Here is a 17,892-nt window from a genome sequence, read left to right as displayed (position 1 = left end):
CGGCAGGTAAATTGCCAAGCATCAATTGAACTGCGGGAAGATTTTTGTCTGGAACAAGTGCTGTGGGGAAACTGAGTGGGCACATTGCGCCCGCGCGCGTGCCGCGATTGCGTTACCGCAAAAACACGCCTGTGCGTGAGCGTAGATTACGCAATGCACCTATGCAACATTTAGCCCACGCATCATTACGAGAGGAAATCGCCATGAAACTGTTCGTCACCGCAACTTCCCTGTGCCTCGCCCTCGCCGCCGGTACCGCCTTCGCTGCCGAGCCAACCGAGAAGGACGCCATCGCCATGGTCGACCGCGGCGCCGCCCTGATCAAGTCCAAGGGCAAGGACGAAATGATCAAACAGATCAACGCCAGGCACCCGGACTTCGTCCAGGGTTCGCTGTACATCGACATGCGCGACCTGAAGACCGGCATCGTGCTGGCGCACCCGATCAACCAGTCGATCGTCGGCAAGGACCTGACCGACGTGCCCGACGCATCGGGCAAGAAGTACCGCCGCGAGATCATCGAGCTGGCCGCCAAATCGAACAAGGGCTGGGTCGATTACCAGTACAAGAATCCGACCAGCGGCAAGATCGAGCCGAAGACCACCTACATCCAGAAGGTCGGCGACGTCGTGCTGGAAGCGGGCATCTACAAGAAGTAGGCAGCCGTCATAAAAAGCATCATGCGGGCGGGCGACTGCCCGCTTAACGTTTTACGGGGGAAGCATGCTGAAAAAACTGCGGATTGGCCCGAAGCTGCTCCTGGCCCCGGGCGTGGTGCTGGTGCTGCTGATGCTGCTGTCGGCCGCCTCGTACTATGGCATGGTGCGCCAGAACGCATCGCTGGAAAACATGGTGCAGGTGCGCGCGGCGCGCCTGAAGGCGGCGGCCGACGTCTCCGGCGACGCCAAGCATGCGCACGCCAACATCTACCAGCTGCTGGCCTGGATCAACGGCAGCTTCGCCAGGAACCGGCTGGACGCGCTGGTCGGCGACATCAACACGCGCCACGCCGCCATCGGGGCGCAATTGAAGGCGCTGGCCGGCGTGTCCGGCCCGGCCGAACGCAAGCTGGTCGACGCTTCCGTCAAATCGCTGGCGGCCTACAAGAAGAGCGTGGCCGAAACCATCGAACTGGCCCAGGTCGACCAGTCGATCGCCACCAATTCGATGCAGAAGGCCGAGAAGGAATTCGGCTCGCTCAATGGCCAGCTGGCGCAACTGGCCGCGCTGGAAAAGAGCCTGAGCGAGGCAGCCTACGCCGCCGCCAGGAGCGAATTCCGCACCTTCGGCGTCACGATGGCGGCGCTGGTTATGCTGTCAATCGGCCTGTCGCTGCTGGTGACGATGCTGGTGCGGCGCGGGATGCTGCGCGACATACGCGCGATCGCCGACACCGTGGGCGAACTGGCGCAGGGCCGGCTGGCGGTAGGCGTGGGCAGCGACGGACGCGACGAGATCGCCGATACCTCGCGCGCGCTCGACCACACCATCGGCAACCTGAACCAGACCCTGCGCACGGTGCTGGCCTCGGTGCGCTCGATCGACACCGCCTCGCAGGAAATCGCCGCCGGCAACCAGGATCTGTCGACCCGCACCGAGATGCAAGCCGGCTCGCTGGAGCAGACGGCCAGCGCGATGGAAAGCCTGACGCTGGCGGTGAAGGAGAACGCCAGCAACGCGCGCATGGCCAACGAGCTGGCGGCCAGCGCGGCAACGCTGGCGGAAGGCGGCGGCAAGGCGGTCGACCGCGCCGTCGCCACCATGGAGGGCATCAAGGCCAGCTCGCGCAAGATCGTCGAGATCATCGGCGTCATCGACGGCATCTCGTTCCAGACCAATATCCTGGCCCTGAACGCCGCGGTGGAAGCGGCGCGCGCCGGCGAGCAGGGCCGCGGTTTCGCGGTGGTGGCGTTGGAAGTGCGCACGCTGGCGCAGCGCTCGGCGGCGGCGGCCAAGGAGATCAAGGCGCTGATCGCGGCCTCGGTATCCATCATCGACGGCGGCAGCGCCTCGGTGAACGAAGCCGGCAGCAGCATGGGCAATATCGTGGCCTCGGTGCGCCAGGTGAACGAGATCATCGAGCGCATCAGCGTGGCCAGCTCGGAGCAGGCCGAGGGCATCGCCGAGGTCAATCACGCGGTGGGCCAGATGGACGACATGACACAACAGAACGCGGCGCTGGTCGAGCAGGCCGCCGCCGCCGCCGAAAGCCTGCACCAGCAGGCCGTCACGCTGGCAAAGGCGGTCTCGGTGTTCAAGATAGACGCCAGCGCGGACGGCGCCGGCTTCCACGATCCGGAGGAACGGCGCTCGCCGCGCAGCCCGATGCGCGCTGGCCCGGTGCGCAATATCGGAGCCGAGCCGGCTGGCGCCGAACGGCCCGCGGCGCGGCGCAGCGGTGCCTGATGGCGGCTAGCGGAACGGGCGGCTGACGAAGCGCGAGCCGGCCAGCCCGAACCGCCACGGCACTTCCATCGCCTTCGAAATCCCGATACGCGGCCCCGCGATCACTTCCGCAGCTTCAGCCGGCGCGGCCAGTTCGAACGGCGGCAGCGCTAGCGGCAGTCCGTCATGCGCGCGCGTGACGCCCAAGGCCTGGCACAGCTTTCCCGGACCGGAACACAGCAGGCGTACGTCATCGGCGCCGCGCCGCTTGCGCATCGCGTCCAGCCCTTCCGTTGGCTCCAGCGCGCGGATCAGCACTCCCGCACCATGGCCATGCTCGCGGCAGACGAAGTTGAGGCACCAGTGGATGCCGTAGGAGCGGTAAACATAGGCGTGGGCCGGTTCGCCAAACATCGCGAAGTTGCGGTCGGTGGGACCGGAAAAGGCATGCGAGGCCGGGTCTTCGCGGTCGTAGGCTTCGGTCTCCACGATGCGCCCGCCGACGCCGTCGACCAGCACCGTCACGCCGATCAATTGCTGCGCCACCTGCTCGGCCGGCGCCGAAAAGTCTATTCCTGCAAGAATGAATTTCATGTAAAGATTTTATATTGATATCGCCCGGCTCCCATATCCAATCCGAATTGCGACACTTTGCGTGCCATCGTGCAACGACGGCTTGCTTGGTTTATCATTTCCATCTTTGAAGCATGCATAAGCGGCATCCCTGCCGCGACACCCCATGAGCAATGTAAGAGCCCAGGCAGCACCAGCCGCGGACCCGGTGGACGAGCTGATCAAGTCGATCCGGATCCCGCCCCGCCCCAGCCTGCTGGCCGACATGCAGCGCGAGATCGCCGCCGACGATCCGTCGCCGGAAGCGATCGGCCGCATCGTCGCGCGCGATGTCGGCATGTCGGGCGCGCTGCTGAAACTCGCCAACTCCTCGTTCTACGGCGGCAAGCGCAAGGCCAAGTCGGTCGAACAGGCGATCCTGTTCCTCGGCATTAACCAGGTCGCGGCGCTGATGACCGGCCTGCTGGCGCGCCAGGCGATCGGCGGCGACAACACTGCCCTGGCCAGCTTCTGGGACCTCTCCGGCCGCCGCGCCCAAGCCATGGTGTACCTGTCGCGCCGCCTGCGCATCGGCGCGCCCGACGTGGCCCATACCTTCGGCCTGTTCTGCGATACCGGAGTACCGCTGCTGATCGACCGCTTCCCCGGCTATGCAGCCACCTTCGCCGCCGCCGCGCAGGACACCGCGCGCCCGGTCACCGCACTGGAGGACGAGCGCCACAGCACCAACCATGCCGCCATCGGCTGCATCCTGGCGCGCAACTGGGGGCTGTCGAACGACGTGTCCTGGGCCATCCTGCACCACCATGACTACAGCGTGCTGGAAGACAGCGCCACCGACGACGCGGTGCGCTCGCTGGTCGCGCTGTCGCTGCTGGCCGAATGCGCGATCCAGAAATACCAGGGCCACGCCCACTGCGTCGAATGGGACAAGGGCGGCGAGCGCGCCTGTGCCTACCTCGGCCTGTCCGGCGACGAAACCGCCGAACTGCTGGACGAGCTGCACGAATCCTTCCACGCGGAGCACTAGGACAGCTGGTCTTTACATTCACCGCATCGAGGAAGATACTTCAGGAAACGATGCGGCGGACAACACATGCCGCGCGTGGTACCCGATAGAGGCGCGACATGAAGTTTCTGGCAACAATTACCCCCAGGCTGGCGGCGGTGCTGCTGGTCCCGCTCCTGCTGTCCGCCTGCGCCGCCGTGCAGCTGCCGGCGCCGATGCCATCCACCGAACTGTTCGCCGACGCGAAATTCAAGCCGGCCTCCGAGCCGGTCGGCGCCGCCGGCCTGTTCGACCTCAGCCCCGCCATGCGCCAGTACGTGCACAGCCCCGCGTTCGCGGCGCACGTGCGCAGCAAGGGCGCCCAGCACGGCCTGGTCGACGCGCTGTACCAGAAGGGGGAGCTCAAGCTCGAATACGAATCCAGCAAGACCCGCACCGCCGCCGAGACCTTCGAGGCGCGCGCCGGCAACTGCCTTTCCCTGGTGATCATGACTGCCGCCTTCGCGCGCGAACTTGGCCTGCCGGTGCAATACCAGAACGTGATGGTGGAGCAGACCTGGAGCCGCAGCGGCAACCTCTACTTCGGCAGCAACCACGTCAACCTGACCCTCGGCGAAAAGCTGACCGAGTTCCTGCGCACCTACCAGACCTCCAGCACCACGCTGACGATCGACTTCCTGCGGCCGAAAGAGGCAGAGCGCTTCCACACCCATCCGCTGGAAGAGCAGGACATCGTGGCGATGTACATGAACAACCGCGCGGCCGAAGCGCTGGCCCAGGACCGCATCGACGACGCCTACTGGTGGGCGCGCGAAGCGGTGCGCACCAACCCGCGCTACATCACCGGCTACAACACGCTGGCCGTGATCTACCAGCGCCGCGGCGACAACGCGCTGGCCGAACGGGTGTTCGTCACCGCCCTCCAGCGCGAGCCGGAAAACACCGTCGTCATGCACAACATGATCCAGGTGCTGGCGTCGCTGGGCAAGGACGGCGAATCGAAGGCGCTCAAGGCGCGCCTGGCGGCGATCGAACCGTTCCCGCCGTTCTACTACTTCAACCAGGGCATCAAGGCGATGGAAAAGGCCGACTACGAGCTGGCGCGGACGCTGTTCGCGAAAGAGGTCAAGCGCGCGCCCTTCTATCACGAGTTCCACTTCTGGCTGGCGATCGCGCACTGGCGCCTGGGTGAAGGCAAGCGCGCGCAGGATGAACTGAAACTGGCGATGGATACCAGCACCACTAGCTCGTCGACGCAGCGCTATTCGGCCAAGCTGAGCCAGTTGCGTTCGGGCGCGACGATTCGTGTGCGAGCGCATTAGGCGCGCCAGAGGAGTAGGGGACCCAGACTTTCAAGCAACAGTTGAGCAAATGCTGCGCGATCAACGGCGCACATTGTCATTGCCTCGGCAATCCTTGGCCGATATTTTGCACAATTTGCGCGCCGTCACGCCGAATCGAAATTCCATTGCGCCGCGAGTCTCCAAGGACTAGGATGTGTATATATTCAAAGTGACATACACATCATGCGAACAAATATTGTAATCGACGACAAATTGATGGAGGACACGCTCCGGCTGACGGGCTTGAAGACCAAACGTGAAGCCGTGGAACTTGGATTGCGCACCGTACTACGGCTGCAGCAACAGGAAAAGATACGGCAATTTCGTGGCAAGTTGGCATGGGATGGAGACCTTGATGCCATGCGGGTTGACAAGTGATCCTGGTCGATTCAAGCGTTTGGATTGACTACTTCAGGGGCGAATCGACGCCTCAGACCGACGCACTGGATGCCATGCTTGGCAACGAACCAGTCGCCATTGGCGATCTTATCTTGACTGAGGTGCTGCAAGGTTTCAGGACAGAGCGCGATTTCAACCGGGCGAAAGAAATGCTGACTTCGCTGATCGTGATCGATCTTGGCGGGCAAGCCGTCGCGCTTCAGGCCGCCAGGAATTTTCGCACATTGCGTTCGCTCGGCGTCACTGTACGCAAGACGATAGGCACAGTCATTGCCACCCGCTGCATGGAAGACAAGCACCACTTGCTCTATAGCGACAGGGATTTCGATCCATTCGTAGTTCATCTTGGTCTGCGGTCGGCGCTCCCATGAACATGCTCATGCAGGTCCATTAAACTACGCCAGCTGGCCAGTTTCTGTTCAAATGAAAGCGATGCATGTGCCGGCGACGTCGACGGCAACACTACCGTCCGATAGCCCCGCTCAGCAAACTGCTGCGCGAACTTGCCCGACGTCTGGCCATTGAAGCCCACGGTTTCCAGCAACGGACACAACTCGCGCAGCCGGGCGAAATCGTTGGCGGCGGGTTTGCGGATGGCGGAATCCAGGCTGCCTTCGCGTTCGCATGTACCCAGCACATCCCACAGGCCGATCCGGTGCGACAGCAGGCGCGGTAGCCGCTGCGCGTACGGCAGCGAAACCAAATCTTCCTCCGTCAGCGCCGACAGGATCGGCCATAACGCGTTGCGCGGATGCGCGTAATACTGCTGCGCGGCCAATGACGCTGCGCCGGGAAAACTTCCCAGGATCAGGATGCGGACATGCTCGTCGGCGACGGGCGCCAGTCCGGTAAGTGTAGGGTCGGCAACGGTAGGCATTTGGCCAGCATCATAATCGATCCGCCAACAGCCCGGGCCAGTGTAGAATCCCCAGCAAAACCATACCTACAGCGGAGACCCAGCGATGCAACAAACCGGCCAGCCACGCCAGATCGACACCCTGCTCGCGCAGTACGGCGAGAGCCACCGCAATCCAACGAACGAACTGATCCACTTCGTGTGCGTGCCGGTGATCGTATTCACCCTGCTCGGCATCGTCTGGTGGATCCACCCGATCGCCGCGGTGCTGGTGGTGGCCGCCGCGATGTATTACTACGTCAAGCTGTCGAAGCCGTTCGCCATCGGCATGCTGGTCATGTCGCTGCTCATGCTCGCGTTGCTGAGCCTGCTTCCTCCCGCCGCCGTGCTGCCGCTGTCGATCGCGATCTTCGTGCTGGCATGGGTCGGCCAGTTCATCGGCCATGAGATCGAAGGCAAGAAACCGTCCTTCCTCGACGACCTGCGTTTCCTGCTGATCGGTCCGCTGTTCGTGCTCAGTTTCCTGTACCGCCGCCTGAAGCTGGCCTGGTAATTCCTGCATGCCGGGAGCTCACGCGCTCCCGGATATATCCAGCAGGAAATCATGATTGACCGTATACTTTCGGGATGTCCTCCCCTCTCCTCTTCGTCCTCGCATCCCTGATCTGGGGTTCGACCTTCTTCGCCATCACCTTGCAGCTTGGGGAAGTCGCGCCCGCGGTGTCGGTGTTCTACCGTTTCGCGCTGGCGTCGGCGACGCTGTTCGCCTTGTGCCTGGCGCGCGGCCACAAGCTGCGCATGCCATGGCGCGCCCAGCGCTGGAGCATGCTGCAGGGCTTCTTCACCTTCGGCCTGTCCTACGTCTGTACCTATCAGTCCGAGCAATACCTGGTGTCGGCGCTGGTGGCCGTGCTGTTCGCGCTGATCGTGTTCTGGAACCCGATCTGCAGCCGCTTCGCCTTTGGAACGCCGATCGGCTGGCCTACCTGGGCCGCGGGCGTGGCGGCGACGGCGGGCGTGACGCTGCTGTTCTACCCCTCGATCTCCCACTCGTGGCAGGACATCGCGTCCGGCGGCAAGGGCCACTTCCTGCTGGGGCTGATCCTGGCGCTGACGGCCACCATCTCCAGCGCGGTCGGCAACATCATGGTCGTCAAGCTGCGCGAACAGACGGGCAACCTGATGCTGACGATGGCCTGGTCGATGTTCTGGGGCAGCTCGATGGTGGCGTTGTGGGCGCTGGCCAACGGCGAATCGTTCACCCTGCCGAGCGCGCCGCGCTACTGGCTGGGCCTGCTGTACCTGTCGATTTTCGGTTCGGTAGTCGCCTTCATGGCCTACTTCACGCTGATCAACCGCATCGGCTCGTCCAAGGCGGTGTACATCGGCGTGATCACGCCGGTCATTTCCGTGCTGCTGTCGATCAAGCTCGAGGGATACCGCCCCGGTCCGAGCGAATGGATCGGCATGGTCATGTGCCTGGCTTCCGTCGCCTGGGTGATGCGCGCGCCGGCGCCGCAGCCCGCCAAAACAATCAATATGTCTACCGTACCCGAGGTCCCATGACTGCTCCAAACGCCTTTTCCATCCGCCCGGCCCAGCCGTCCGACGTCGCCCACATCCACGGCATGATCGTTGAACTTGCCGTCTTCGAAAAGCTCGAACACCTGGTCGTCGCGACTGAAGAACTGCTGCATGAAGGCCTGTTCGGCGGCCGTCCTGCAGCTGAAGCCATCGTCGGCGAGGAGAATGGCGAAGTGGTCTGCTTCGCCCTGTTCTTCCATAACTTCTCGACTTTCCTGACGAAGAAGGGCCTGTACCTGGAAGACCTGTATGTGAAGCAATCGCACCGCGGCAAGGGGTTCGGCAGCCAGATGCTGGTGAAGCTGGCGCAGATCGCTGTCGAACGGAAGTGCGGGCGCTTCGAGTGGTCGGTGCTGGACTGGAACGAACCGGCCATCCAGTTCTACAAGGCGATGGGCGCGGAACTGCTGCCGGACTGGCGCACTTGCCGCGTCACCGGTGCTGCGCTGGCACAGCTTGCGGCGCCTGAAAACGCCGGATAAGGATACGACAGGCAAGAAAAAACCCACGGGGCGAAACCACCGTGGGTAAACCCAACTGGTTAGGATGGGAGGGGAGACTTGAATCAACGCCTTCACTATAGTGGCGCGATGGCGAAGATTCGTAATTCCTTACAATTTCTTACCTGTGCAATGTTTCGGGAAACAGTGCATACCCCCGATAATTACTCATCCATACGATTTGATGTTGAGAAGTATCAAAAGGTATTCAACTTGCCTGCCCGGACAGTGCCGCGGCATGGATTGAATCCAATGCCGTAGGACAGGTCGGCCGGCCGGGCGATGTCCCACAGCGCGAAGTCGGCCTTCTTCCCTATTTCCAGCGAACCTATCTGCTCGTGCAGCCCGAGCGCGCGCGCGGCATGGATGGTCACACCGGCCAAGGCTTCCTGCGGCGTCAGGCGCCACAGGGTGCACGCCATGTTCATTGCCAGCAGGATCGACGTCATCGGTGAGGTACCGGGATTGCAATCGGTCGCCACGGCCATGCGCACGCCCGCTTCGCGCAGTGCCGCGACCGGCGGTGGCGTGCTATCGCGCAGAAAATAGTAAGCGCCAGGCAGCAGCACCGCCACCGTGCCGGCGGCGGCCATCGCGGCGATGCCCTCCAACGTCAGGTGTTCGAGGTGGTCGGCCGACAGCCCTTGGTAGCGTGCCACCAGCTGGGCGCCCTGCTGGTCGGACAGCTGCTCGGCATGCAGCTTGACCGGCAGGCCCAGCGCATCGGCCGCGGCGAATACGCGCTCGGCCTGCTGGTTGGTGAAACCGATGCGTTCGCAGAAGGCGTCGACCGCGTCGGCCAACCCCTCCTTTACAAGCGCCGGCAACATGCGTTCGCAGATGGCATCGATGTATTCGTCCGGGCGGCCGGCATATTCGGGCGGCAGCGCGTGCGCGCCGAGGAAGGTGGTGGCCACGCTTACCGGCAGCATCTCGGCCACGCGCCGCGCCACGCGCAGCATCTTGGCTTCGTCCTCCAGCGTCAGCCCGTAACCGGACTTGATCTCGATGGTGGTCACGCCCTCCTTCACCAGGCTCTCGACGCGCGGCAGGCTTTGGCGCAGCAGTTCGTCGGGCGAGGCCGCGCGCGTTGCGCGCACCGTGGACATGATGCCGCCGCCGGCGCGCGCGATGTCCTCGTAGGTGGCGCCGTTCAGCCGCGCCTCGAATTCGTCGCTGCGGTTGCCGGCATGGACAATGTGGGTGTGGCAGTCGACCAGCCCCGGCGTGAGCCAGTTGCCGTCGCCGTCATGGACCCGCTTGGCCTTGTACGGTTCTTCGCCGCGCTTGCCGATCCAGGCGATGCGGCCATCCTTGACGGCGATGGAGGCGTCGCGAATCTCGCCATAGCCGCCGGCCATCGTGGCCAGGTGCACATTCGTGAACAAGTCATCCCAGGGGTGGCTCATGGATCCCTCAATCGATGAAAATGTCGACCACCAGTACCGTGGCCCGCCCTGCTTCGAGCTTCCATACGGTGTCGGTGTCGAAGACGACCGCGTCGAAGCGAACCATCCCGATGCGTTCCGAGTCGCTGCAGACCGACAGGCTCTCGCCGTCGGCCAGGAACAGGATGGTGACGTCGCCGCGCGGTGCGAATTCGCAGATGCCGTCCAGCGTGCGCCGTCCAAGGCGGTGATGGCAGCGCGAGCGCCGCGTCATCACGTTGAAGTCGGTGGTCGGCCCGTTGGCGACGGTTGCCACCACCGACGACTCGCCCGCGAATTCCACCACCGGGTCATCCTCGCTGAGGAAGAAACGGCGCTCGCCGTCGAAATCGAGGTTGGTGCCCGCCCCTTCGATCAGCGCCAGCGTGCGGTCGATGCCCGGGAAGACCGAGAACGGCCCGTCCTTTTCGATGGTGGCGAGGCTGATGCGCCAGTCGAATTCGTCGAAGGCCGCCTCCGGCGGGAACACGGCGATCTCGGTGGTGGAGCCGCCGCCGTTCTTCCATGGCGAGGGTTCGAGGCTTGCAAACGGTATCAGCACGGTCATGATCGTAGCCTTCGCAGTTCGGTTAGCGTCTGCTTGTAGCGTTGCGCAATCGCCGCCTGCGCAACGTGCGTGTGATTGCGCACGACCCAGCGGCCGCCCGCCATCACGTCCTTCACCAGGTTGTCGTTGCCGCAGAAGACAAAGCTTCCAAGTACATCGGCTGCGGCTATTCCGTCGAGGTTCGGATGTCCCTCGTCCAGCACCAGCAGGTCGGCGCGCAGTCCCGGCGCCAGCGCGCCGACCGGGCGGCCGGCGGCCAGTGCGCCGCCTTGCAGGGCGCCCTGCCACAGGAAGTCGCCGACGCTGCGCTGGGTGCTGGAGGCGGCGACGTTGCGGCGCTGGTGCAGCAGCCGCTGGCCGTATTCCAGCCAGCGCAGTTCTTCCACCGCGCTTTGCGAGATGTGGCTGTCGCTGCCCACGCCGAAGCGCCCGCCCGCGGCGAGGAAAGGCGCCAGCGGAAACAGGCCGTCGCCGAGGTTCGCTTCGGTGGTCGGGCACAGGCCGGCCACCGCGCCGCATGCGGCCAGCCCCGCCGTCTCGGCCTCGTCCAGGTGGGTCGCATGCACCAGGCACCAGCGCGCGTCGAGTTCCACGTTGTCCATCAGGTAGCGCACTGGCCGCGCGCCGGTAGCGGCCAGGCTTTGCTGCACCTCGCCCTGCTGCTCGGCGATGTGGATGTGGACCGGGCGTTCTTTCGGCAAAGCCGCCAGCACTTCGCGGACCTGCCCTATCGAGGCGGCGCGCAGCGAGTGCGGCGCCACCCCGATTTCGACCTGGCCGTCGCGCAGCGGCTCGAGCGCCTCGATGATGCGCAATACGTCGGCAGCATCGGTGCGGAAACGCTCCTGTTCCGGCCTGAGGGGCTGCGCGCCGAAGCCCGCATAGCTGTACAGCACCGGCAGCACGGTCACGCCGATGCCCGCCGCATGCGCGGCCGCGACGATGCGTTCCGCCGTTTCCGCCGGCCGGCCGTACATCTGCCCCTGCGGGTCGCGCTGCACATAATGGAATTCGCAGATCGACGTATAGCCGTGGCGCAGGCACTCGGAAAACAGCTGCGCCGCGATCGCTTCGATGTGTTCGGGCGTGATGTTGTGGGCGAAGCGGTACATCAGGTCGCGCCAGGTCCAGAAGCTGTCCGGGCCGTCGCCGGCGGTTTCCGTCAGCCCGCCCAGGGCGCGCTGGAAGGCGTGCGAGTGCAGGTTGACCATCCCGGGCAGGACATACTGTGCCTCGTGTTCGCCATCGGCCAACTCGCTGCCAGGCGTGACCGCGACGATGTCGCCGCCGGCGTCCCACTGGATGCGGACGTCGCGCTGCCAGCCATCGGGCAGCAGCGCGTTGCGGGCGAACAGTGTGCTCATGCGCGCACCCAGTTGACCGCCGCTTCCATCATCTGCTGCAGCACGACCTGCACGTCGCGTGCATGGCCGGGACGGTAGGCGAACGGCGCGCATTCGTCCATGTACAGGTACTGGCACATCTCCAGCTGGATCGCGTGCACGTTGCCGGCCGGCCGGCCGAAGTGGCGCGTGATATAGCCGCCCTTGAAGCGGCCGTTGACCGCGACGGTAAAGCGCTCCTGCGCCTTCGCCACGCCGACCACGGCCTGCTCCAGGCCCGGGTCGCACGACTCGCCGCTGGCGGTGCCGAAATTGAGGTCGGGCAGCTGGCCTTCGAAGAAGCGCGGCACCCTTGACGCGATGGAGTGCGCGTCCCACAGCACGACCTTGCCGTGGATCGCCAGCAAACGGTCGAGTTCAGCGCGGACCTGCGCGTGGTAGGGGCGCCAGTAGCGTTCGAGCCGCTCGCGCACCTCGGCTTCGTCCGGCTCCATGCCCGCCTTGTACAGCGGCTCGCTGCCGAAGGTGTCGACCGGGCACAGGCCGGTGGTATCCATGCCCGGATACAGGTTGGTGTTCTCGGGCGGGCGGTTAAGGTCGATCACGTAGCGCGACCAGCGCGCCGAAATGGTCGACGCACCCATCGCTTCGAGGAAGTCGTACAGCTCGACCAGGTGCCAGTCGGTATCGGGCCGCACCAGCGCCTCGGGCGACAGGCGGGCCGCGATGGCGTCGGGGATGTCGGTGCCCACGTGCGGCATCGACACCAGGAAGGGAAGCGTGCCTGCCTTGAACTGAAAATCCATCCTCTGGCTCCTGTCCTATGACTCTCAGTTGTACAACGACGCGAACAATTCCTTGCACTGCGCGCTCAGCTCGCCGCGGATCACCATCTGCTTGGCTGCCTCGATATCCGGCGCGAAGAAGCGGTCGGTATCGAAGAACGGCACCTTCTGGCGCAGCTGCGCGTACACGCGCTCCAGGTGCGGCGACGACGTCAGCGGATGGTGGAAGTCGATGCCCTGGGCCGCCGCCAGCAGTTCGATGCCGACGATGACAGCCGTATTGTGCGCCATATCGTCAAGACGGCGCGCAGCGAAGGTAGCCATGCTGACGTGGTCTTCCTGGTTGGCCGAGGTCGGCAGGCTGTCGACGCTGGCCGGATGCGCCAGCGACTTGTTTTCGGACGCCAGCGCGGCGGCCGTCACGTGGGCGATCATGAAGCCCGAATTGACGCCCGGCTCGCGCACCAGGAACGGCGGCAGGCCGGACAGGGTGGCGTCGATCAGCAGCGCGATGCGGCGTTCGGACAGTGCGCCGATTTCGGCGATGGCCAGCGCCAGCGTGTCGGCGGCGAAGGCCACCGGCTCGGCGTGGAAGTTACCGCCTGAGATGATCTCGTTGGAACCGGCGAAGATCAGCGGATTGTCGGTGACGGCGTTCGCCTCGATCAAGAGGGTGCGCGACACGTTGTTGACCAGGTCCATCACGGCGCCCATGACCTGCGGCTGGCAACGCAGGCTGTACGGGTCCTGCACGCGCTCGTCGCCGACCAGGTGCGAGGCGCGGATCGCACTGCCGGCCATCAGGCTGCGGTAGATGCTTGCTGTGGCGATCTGGCCCGGCTGGCCGCGCACTTCATGGACGCGCGCGTCGAACGGCGCGTCGCTGCCCTTGGCGGCGTCCAGCGACAGGGAACCGGCGACGATGCCCGCTTCGAGCAGGCGCTCGGCCATGAACAGGCCGTGCAGCGCCAGCGCGGTCGAGGTCTGGGTGCCGTTGATCAGCGCCAGGCCCTCTTTCGCCGCCAGCACCACAGGTTCGATGCCCGCGTTCTTCAACGCGTCCATCGCGTCGACCAGCTTGCCTTCGACGCGCACCTGGCCTACGCCAAGCAGCGCCAGCGTCATGTGTGCCAGCGGCGCCAGGTCGCCCGATGCGCCGACCGAGCCCTTGGCCGGGATGGCAGGCATGATGCCGGCGTTGTACAGCGCGATCAGCGAGTCGATGATCAGCGGGCGCACGCCGGAGAAGCCGCGCGCCAGGCTGCCGATCTTCATCAGCATCATCAGGCGCACCACGGCATCCGACAGCAGTTCGCCGGTGCCGACCGAGTGCGACAAGATAAGGTTGCGCTGCAGTTCTTCCAGCTTTTCATCCGGGATGCGGGTCTTGGCCAACAGGCCGAAACCGGTGTTGATGCCGTAGGCGGCCTCGCCCTTGGCGACGATGGCTTCGACCGCGGCGCAGGACGCGCGGATTACCGGATACGCGGCTTCGGCCAGCGTTACTTGCGACGGTGCGGCCCATGCGGCGCGCAGGTCGGCCAGCGTCATTGCGCCGGGCTTCAGGGTCCAACCCTTGTTCGATTCGTGGTTCATTGTCTGGTCCGCTTACTTAATCATGGGAAGGTTGATGCCATTGCGCTTGGCGCAGGCGATGGCGATGTCGTAGCCGGCGTCGGCGTGGCGCATGACGCCGGAGCCGCTGTCATTGACCAGCACGCGCGCAAGGCGCTTGCCTGCGGCGTCGGAGCCGTCGGCGACGATGACGACGCCCGAGTGCTGCGAATAGCCCATGCCGACGCCGCCGCCGTGGTGCAGCGACACCCAGGTGGCGCCGCCGGCGGTGTTCAGCATCGCGTTCAGCAGCGGCCAGTCGGACACCGCGTCGGTACCGTCGCGCATGCTCTCGGTCTCGCGGTTCGGGCTGGCCACGGAACCGGTGTCGAGGTGGTCGCGGCCGATGACGATCGGCGCCTTCAGTTCGCCCGTGCGCACCATCTCATTAAAGGCCAGGCCGGCGATGTGGCGTTCGCCCAGTCCCAGCCAGCAGATACGCGCCGGCAGGCCCTGGAAGGCGATGCGCTCGCGCGCCATGTCCAGCCAGCGGTGTACCTGCGCGTGGTGCGGGAACAGCTCCTTGATCTTGGCGTCGGTCTTGTAGATGTCTTCCGGATCGCCCGACAGCGCCACCCAGCGGAACGGGCCGCGGCCCTCGCAGAACTGGGGACGGATGTAGGCCGGCACGAAGCCCGGGAAGGCGAATGCGTCCTTGACGCCTTCGTCCAGCGCCACCTGGCGGATGTTGTTGCCGTAGTCGACCGCCTTGACGCCCATCGCGTGGAAGTCGAGGATGGCCTGCACGTGCACCGCGCACGACGCCGCGGCTTCCGCCGTCAGGCGGGCGTGCTGCGACGGGTCCTTCTGCGCCGCCTTCCATTGCTCGACGGTCCAGCCGCGCGGCAGGTAGCCGTTGATCAGGTCATGCGCCGAGGTCTGGTCGGTCACCAGGTCGGGCGCGATGCCGCCCGCCTTGGCGCGCCTGACCAGCTCCGGCAGCACATCGGCCGCGTTGCCCAGCAGGGCGATGGACACGGCTTCGCGCTGTCCGGTGTGGTGCTTGATCAGCGCGATGGCGTCGTCGATGTCCTTGGCCTGCTTGTCGACATAGCGGGTGCGCAGGCGGAAGTCGATGCTGCTTTGCTGGCATTCGATGGTGAGCGATACCGCGCCGGCGAAGGTGGCGGCCAGCGGCTGCGCGCCTCCCATGCCGCCCAGGCCCGCGGTGAGGATCCAGCGTCCGCCCCAGTCGCCGCCGAAATGCTGGCGGCCCGCTTCGGCGAAGGTCTCGTAGGTGCCCTGCACGATGCCCTGGGTGCCGATGTAGATCCAGCTGCCCGCGGTCATCTGGCCGTACATGAACAGGCCCTTGCGATCGAGTTCGTTGAAGTGCTCCCAGTTGGCCCACTTCGGCACCAGGTTGGAGTTTGCGATCAGCACGCGCGGCGCGTCGGCATGGGTCTGGAAAACGCCGACCGGCTTGCCCGACTGGATCAGCAGGGTCTGGTCGTCTTCCAGCTCGCGCAGCGAAGCGAGGATCTGGTCGTAACAGGCCCAGTTGCGGGCCGCGCGGCCGATGCCGCCGTACACCACCAGGTGCTTCGGGTTTTCCGCCACTTCCGAGTCCAGGTTGTTCTGGATCATGCGGTAGGCGGCTTCGGTCAGCCAGCTCTTGCAGGACAGCTCGGTGCCGCGCGGCGCGCGGATCTCGCGGCTGGCGTCCCAGCGCGGATCGTTGTCCAGGTTGATCGAATCGGTGCTCATCGCGACTCCTTGAATCAGTTGAGGGGGCGTGCGCCAGCTCGGCGCACGCCATTGGATCCTCAAAGGATAAGTTGTCTATACAAGATAGTCAAATCATTTATTTTGATCGTTTGGGCCTTTGCCATATACCTGTTTGCCGCCGACCCAGGTCTGCAGCACGGCGGTCTTGTGGATGTCCTTCGGCACCATCCTGAACAGGTCCTGGTCGATGACGATGAAGTCGGCCCACTTGCCGGTTTCGAGCGAGCCTAGTACTTTTTCCTGGTGCGCGGCGTAGGCTGCGTCAAGGGTGAAGCAGCGGAACGCCTCCTTCAGCGTCATCGCCTCGTTGGCGTACCAGCCGCCGGCCGGCTTGCCCGCCGCGTCCTGGCGGGTGACGGCGGCGTGGATGCCGAAGAACGGGTTCGGCGATTCGACCGGGAAGTCCGACCCGCAGGCGATGCGCGAGCCCTGGTCCAGGAAGGTGCGCCAGGCGTAGGCTCCCTTGATGCGCTGCGCGCCCACGCGCTGCTCGGCCATATTCATATCCGAGGTGGCGTGGGTCGGCTGCATCGACGGCACGATGCCGATGGCCTTGAAGCGCGCGATGTCGTCCAGCGTGACGACCTGCGCGTGCTCCATGCGGTGGCGCATCGGGGCGGTGGCGGTCTTCGGCAGCAGCTTCTGGAAGGCGTCGAGGATCTGGCGGTTGCCGGCGTCGCCGATGGCGTGCACATTGACCTGGTAGCCGGCCCGCATCGCCTTTTCCATCAGGCCGGCCATGTCGGCGTTTTTGCGGAACAGCAGGCCGTGCGACTTCGGTTCGTCGCTGTACGGCTCGATCAGGGCGGCGCCGCGGCTGCCCAGTGCGCCGTCGGAATACATCTTCACGGCGCGCAGCGCGTACAGGTCGTTCTTGTACGATTTGAGCGGGCCTTTCTTCGCCAGCTGGTCGAAGTCTTCGCCGACGTCGCCGATCATCCCGTACACGCGGGTGGTCAGCTTGCCGTGGTCGGCGTAGTCGCGGTACAGCATGTCCTGGCCGACGCCCATGCCCGCGTCGTGCACGCTGGTCAGGCCCATCCTGGCGATCATGGCGAGCGAGCGGTCGAGCAGGTGGCGCGCCTCGGCCTCGGTCTGCTTCGGCATGACCTTGGCGACCAGGTCCTGGGCAGCGTCGACCAGCACGCCGGTGGCTTCGCCGTTCGCGTCGCGGATGATCGTGCCGCCGGCCGGGTCCGGCGTGTCCTTGGTGATGCCGGCCAATTTGAGTGCGCGGGTGTTGGCCCAACCCGCGTGGCCGTCGACCCGGTCAAGCAATACCGGGCGGTCCGCGACCGCGCCATCGAGTTCGGCGGCGGTCGGGAAGCGGCCCAGCTTCCAGTTCTCCTGGTTCCAGCCGCGCCCGCGCAGCCAGGCGTGCCCCGGATTGGCGGCGGCGTATTCGCGTGCGGACTTCAAGGCGCCGTCCAGCGAAGTGCTGGCGGAGAGGTCGAGCTGGGTGACCATTTCACCCAAACCGAACACGTGGCCGTGCGCGTCGATCAGGCCCGGCAGCACGGTCTTGCCCTTCAGGTCGATGTGGCGCGCGCCGGCCTTCGCCTTTGCCGCCACTTCCTTTGCGCCGCCCACCGCGATGATCTTCCCCTTGTCGTCGAACGCCAGCGACGAGAACTTGACCAGCTCGTTTTTGGCGTTGAGGGTGTAGCCGTTGGCGTTGTCGATGACGGTGTCGGCATGGGCCGGGGCCAGCGTGGCAAGGACGGCCAGGACAAGCGCGGAACAGCGCAGGGGAATGAAGCGCATCGGTCTCTCCAGTG

18 protein-coding genes are annotated in these 17,892 nt (G+C 65.2%); 9 read left to right on the top strand and 9 right to left on the bottom strand.

Annotated features, from left to right (window positions below; genetic code table 11):
* The first annotated feature begins 203 nt into the window (after positions 1 to 203).
* Complete coding sequence (locus D3872_RS14465) at positions 204 to 659, top strand: cache domain-containing protein (protein ID WP_119811455.1); 456 nt, start codon at positions 204 to 206, stop codon at positions 657 to 659.
* Positions 660 to 723: 64 nt separating this feature from the next.
* Positions 724 to 2,406, top strand: coding sequence for a methyl-accepting chemotaxis protein (locus tag D3872_RS14460; protein ID WP_119811454.1), 1,683 nt, complete (start codon positions 724 to 726; stop codon positions 2,404 to 2,406).
* A 6-nt stretch (positions 2,407 to 2,412) separates the two neighbouring features.
* Here the strand turns inward: D3872_RS14460 and D3872_RS14455 are convergent, their stop codons facing one another.
* Positions 2,413 to 2,979: a DNA-3-methyladenine glycosylase gene (locus D3872_RS14455; protein WP_119811452.1), complete on the bottom strand. Its 567-nt coding sequence runs from the start codon at positions 2,977 to 2,979 to the stop codon at positions 2,413 to 2,415.
* A 145-nt stretch (positions 2,980 to 3,124) separates the two neighbouring features.
* Between D3872_RS14455 and D3872_RS14450 the strand changes: the two genes are divergently transcribed.
* The 4 genes from D3872_RS14450 (at position 3,125) to vapC (ending at position 6,080) form a co-directional block, all read left to right on the top strand.
* Positions 3,125 to 3,988, top strand: coding sequence for an HDOD domain-containing protein (locus tag D3872_RS14450; RefSeq protein WP_119811450.1), 864 nt, complete (start codon positions 3,125 to 3,127; stop codon positions 3,986 to 3,988).
* A gap of 98 nt (positions 3,989 to 4,086) precedes the next feature.
* Positions 4,087 to 5,289 (top strand): tetratricopeptide repeat protein, encoded by a 1,203-nt coding sequence (locus D3872_RS14445; protein WP_119811448.1) that lies wholly within the window; start codon positions 4,087 to 4,089, stop codon positions 5,287 to 5,289.
* Between the two features lie 204 nt (positions 5,290 to 5,493).
* Positions 5,494 to 5,688 (top strand): type II toxin-antitoxin system VapB family antitoxin, encoded by a 195-nt coding sequence (locus D3872_RS14440; protein ID WP_119811447.1) that lies wholly within the window; start codon positions 5,494 to 5,496, stop codon positions 5,686 to 5,688.
* On the top strand, positions 5,685 to 6,080 hold the full coding sequence (vapC, locus tag D3872_RS27635) for a type II toxin-antitoxin system VapC family toxin (RefSeq protein WP_119811445.1): 396 nt from the start codon (positions 5,685 to 5,687) through the stop codon (positions 6,078 to 6,080). Before D3872_RS14440 ends, vapC begins: the two co-directional genes overlap by 4 nt.
* Here vapC and D3872_RS14430 read toward each other — a convergent pair.
* Entirely contained in the window at positions 6,050 to 6,586 is a 537-nt protein-coding gene (locus D3872_RS14430; protein ID WP_119811444.1) for a DNA-deoxyinosine glycosylase, read from the bottom strand. The two genes, vapC and D3872_RS14430, sit on opposite strands and share 31 nt — an antisense overlap.
* Before the next feature lie 85 nt (positions 6,587 to 6,671).
* On the opposite strand from D3872_RS14430, the gene D3872_RS14425 reads away from it, so the two are divergent.
* The 3 genes from D3872_RS14425 to D3872_RS14415 all read left to right on the top strand — a co-directional run bounded on the left by D3872_RS14425 (position 6,672) and on the right by D3872_RS14415 (position 8,631).
* The gene (locus D3872_RS14425; protein ID WP_119811442.1) at positions 6,672 to 7,118 is read left to right on the top strand and encodes an Mpo1 family 2-hydroxy fatty acid dioxygenase; all 447 of its coding nucleotides are present in this window, start codon (positions 6,672 to 6,674) and stop codon (positions 7,116 to 7,118) included.
* 74 nt (positions 7,119 to 7,192) lie between these two features.
* Positions 7,193 to 8,131 (top strand): DMT family transporter, encoded by a 939-nt coding sequence (locus tag D3872_RS14420; protein ID WP_119811440.1) that lies wholly within the window; start codon positions 7,193 to 7,195, stop codon positions 8,129 to 8,131.
* A complete protein-coding gene (locus tag D3872_RS14415; RefSeq protein ID WP_119811438.1) occupies positions 8,128 to 8,631 on the top strand; it encodes a GNAT family N-acetyltransferase in 504 nt (167 codons plus the stop codon). Before D3872_RS14420 ends, D3872_RS14415 begins: the two co-directional genes overlap by 4 nt.
* Before the next feature lie 215 nt (positions 8,632 to 8,846).
* On the opposite strand, the gene hutI is transcribed toward D3872_RS14415, so the two are convergent.
* From hutI to D3872_RS14380, 7 genes are all read right to left on the bottom strand, one after another.
* Entirely contained in the window at positions 8,847 to 10,058 is a 1,212-nt protein-coding gene (gene hutI, locus D3872_RS14410; protein WP_119811437.1) for an imidazolonepropionase, read from the bottom strand.
* 7 nt (positions 10,059 to 10,065) lie between these two features.
* Entirely contained in the window at positions 10,066 to 10,644 is a 579-nt protein-coding gene (locus D3872_RS14405; protein WP_119811435.1) for a HutD/Ves family protein, read from the bottom strand.
* Positions 10,641 to 12,008 (bottom strand): formimidoylglutamate deiminase, encoded by a 1,368-nt coding sequence (locus D3872_RS14400; protein ID WP_119811433.1) that lies wholly within the window; start codon positions 12,006 to 12,008, stop codon positions 10,641 to 10,643. The genes D3872_RS14405 and D3872_RS14400 overlap by 4 nt, the downstream gene beginning before the upstream one ends.
* Positions 12,005 to 12,793: an N-formylglutamate deformylase gene (gene hutG, locus D3872_RS14395; protein ID WP_119811431.1), complete on the bottom strand. Its 789-nt coding sequence runs from the start codon at positions 12,791 to 12,793 to the stop codon at positions 12,005 to 12,007. Before hutG ends, D3872_RS14400 begins: the two co-directional genes overlap by 4 nt.
* 24 nt (positions 12,794 to 12,817) lie before the next feature.
* Positions 12,818 to 14,368 carry a histidine ammonia-lyase gene (gene hutH / locus D3872_RS14390; protein ID WP_119811430.1) on the bottom strand — a complete coding sequence of 517 codons (1,551 nt, stop codon included), beginning with the start codon at positions 14,366 to 14,368 and terminating at the stop codon, positions 12,818 to 12,820.
* A 12-nt stretch (positions 14,369 to 14,380) separates the two neighbouring features.
* Positions 14,381 to 16,093, bottom strand: a complete 1,713-nt coding sequence (hutU, locus tag D3872_RS14385; RefSeq protein ID WP_119811429.1) for a urocanate hydratase — start codon at positions 16,091 to 16,093, stop codon at positions 14,381 to 14,383.
* 93 nt (positions 16,094 to 16,186) lie between these two features.
* On the bottom strand, positions 16,187 to 17,878 hold the full coding sequence (locus tag D3872_RS14380) for an amidohydrolase (RefSeq protein WP_119811427.1): 1,692 nt from the start codon (positions 17,876 to 17,878) through the stop codon (positions 16,187 to 16,189).
* Positions 17,879 to 17,892: the final 14 nt, after the last annotated feature.

Source organism: Massilia cavernae (assembly GCF_003590855.1).
Taxonomy (GTDB): Bacteria; Pseudomonadota; Gammaproteobacteria; order Burkholderiales; family Burkholderiaceae_D; genus Telluria_A; species Telluria_A cavernae.
The sequence above is the reverse complement of the archived record's forward strand: the minus strand, read 5'-3'. Positions and strand labels throughout refer to the sequence as shown.

What these genes read in the sequence shown, in the direction of transcription:
- D3872_RS14450 (WP_119811450.1), top strand. Translation starts at nt 3,125, where the DNA reads ATGAGCAATGTAAGAGCCCAGGCAGCACCAGCCGCGGACCCGGTGGAC.
- hutI (WP_119811437.1), bottom strand. Translation starts at nt 10,058, where the DNA reads ATGAGCCACCCCTGGGATGACTTGTTCACGAATGTGCACCTGGCCACG.
- D3872_RS14440 (WP_119811447.1), top strand. Translation starts at nt 5,494, where the DNA reads ATGCGAACAAATATTGTAATCGACGACAAATTGATGGAGGACACGCTC.
- D3872_RS14380 (WP_119811427.1), bottom strand. Translation starts at nt 17,878, where the DNA reads ATGCGCTTCATTCCCCTGCGCTGTTCCGCGCTTGTCCTGGCCGTCCTT.
- D3872_RS14400 (WP_119811433.1), bottom strand. Translation starts at nt 12,008, where the DNA reads ATGAGCACACTGTTCGCCCGCAACGCGCTGCTGCCCGATGGCTGGCAG.
- D3872_RS14405 (WP_119811435.1), bottom strand. Translation starts at nt 10,644, where the DNA reads ATGACCGTGCTGATACCGTTTGCAAGCCTCGAACCCTCGCCATGGAAG.
- D3872_RS14420 (WP_119811440.1), top strand. Translation starts at nt 7,193, where the DNA reads ATGTCCTCCCCTCTCCTCTTCGTCCTCGCATCCCTGATCTGGGGTTCG.
- D3872_RS14460 (WP_119811454.1), top strand. Translation starts at nt 724, where the DNA reads ATGCTGAAAAAACTGCGGATTGGCCCGAAGCTGCTCCTGGCCCCGGGC.
- D3872_RS14465 (WP_119811455.1), top strand. Translation starts at nt 204, where the DNA reads ATGAAACTGTTCGTCACCGCAACTTCCCTGTGCCTCGCCCTCGCCGCC.
- D3872_RS14425 (WP_119811442.1), top strand. Translation starts at nt 6,672, where the DNA reads ATGCAACAAACCGGCCAGCCACGCCAGATCGACACCCTGCTCGCGCAG.
- D3872_RS14430 (WP_119811444.1), bottom strand. Translation starts at nt 6,586, where the DNA reads ATGCCTACCGTTGCCGACCCTACACTTACCGGACTGGCGCCCGTCGCC.
- hutG (WP_119811431.1), bottom strand. Translation starts at nt 12,793, where the DNA reads ATGGATTTTCAGTTCAAGGCAGGCACGCTTCCCTTCCTGGTGTCGATG.
- hutH (WP_119811430.1), bottom strand. Translation starts at nt 14,368, where the DNA reads ATGAACCACGAATCGAACAAGGGTTGGACCCTGAAGCCCGGCGCAATG.
- D3872_RS14455 (WP_119811452.1), bottom strand. Translation starts at nt 2,979, where the DNA reads ATGAAATTCATTCTTGCAGGAATAGACTTTTCGGCGCCGGCCGAGCAG.
- hutU (WP_119811429.1), bottom strand. Translation starts at nt 16,093, where the DNA reads ATGAGCACCGATTCGATCAACCTGGACAACGATCCGCGCTGGGACGCC.
- D3872_RS14445 (WP_119811448.1), top strand. Translation starts at nt 4,087, where the DNA reads ATGAAGTTTCTGGCAACAATTACCCCCAGGCTGGCGGCGGTGCTGCTG.
- D3872_RS14415 (WP_119811438.1), top strand. Translation starts at nt 8,128, where the DNA reads ATGACTGCTCCAAACGCCTTTTCCATCCGCCCGGCCCAGCCGTCCGAC.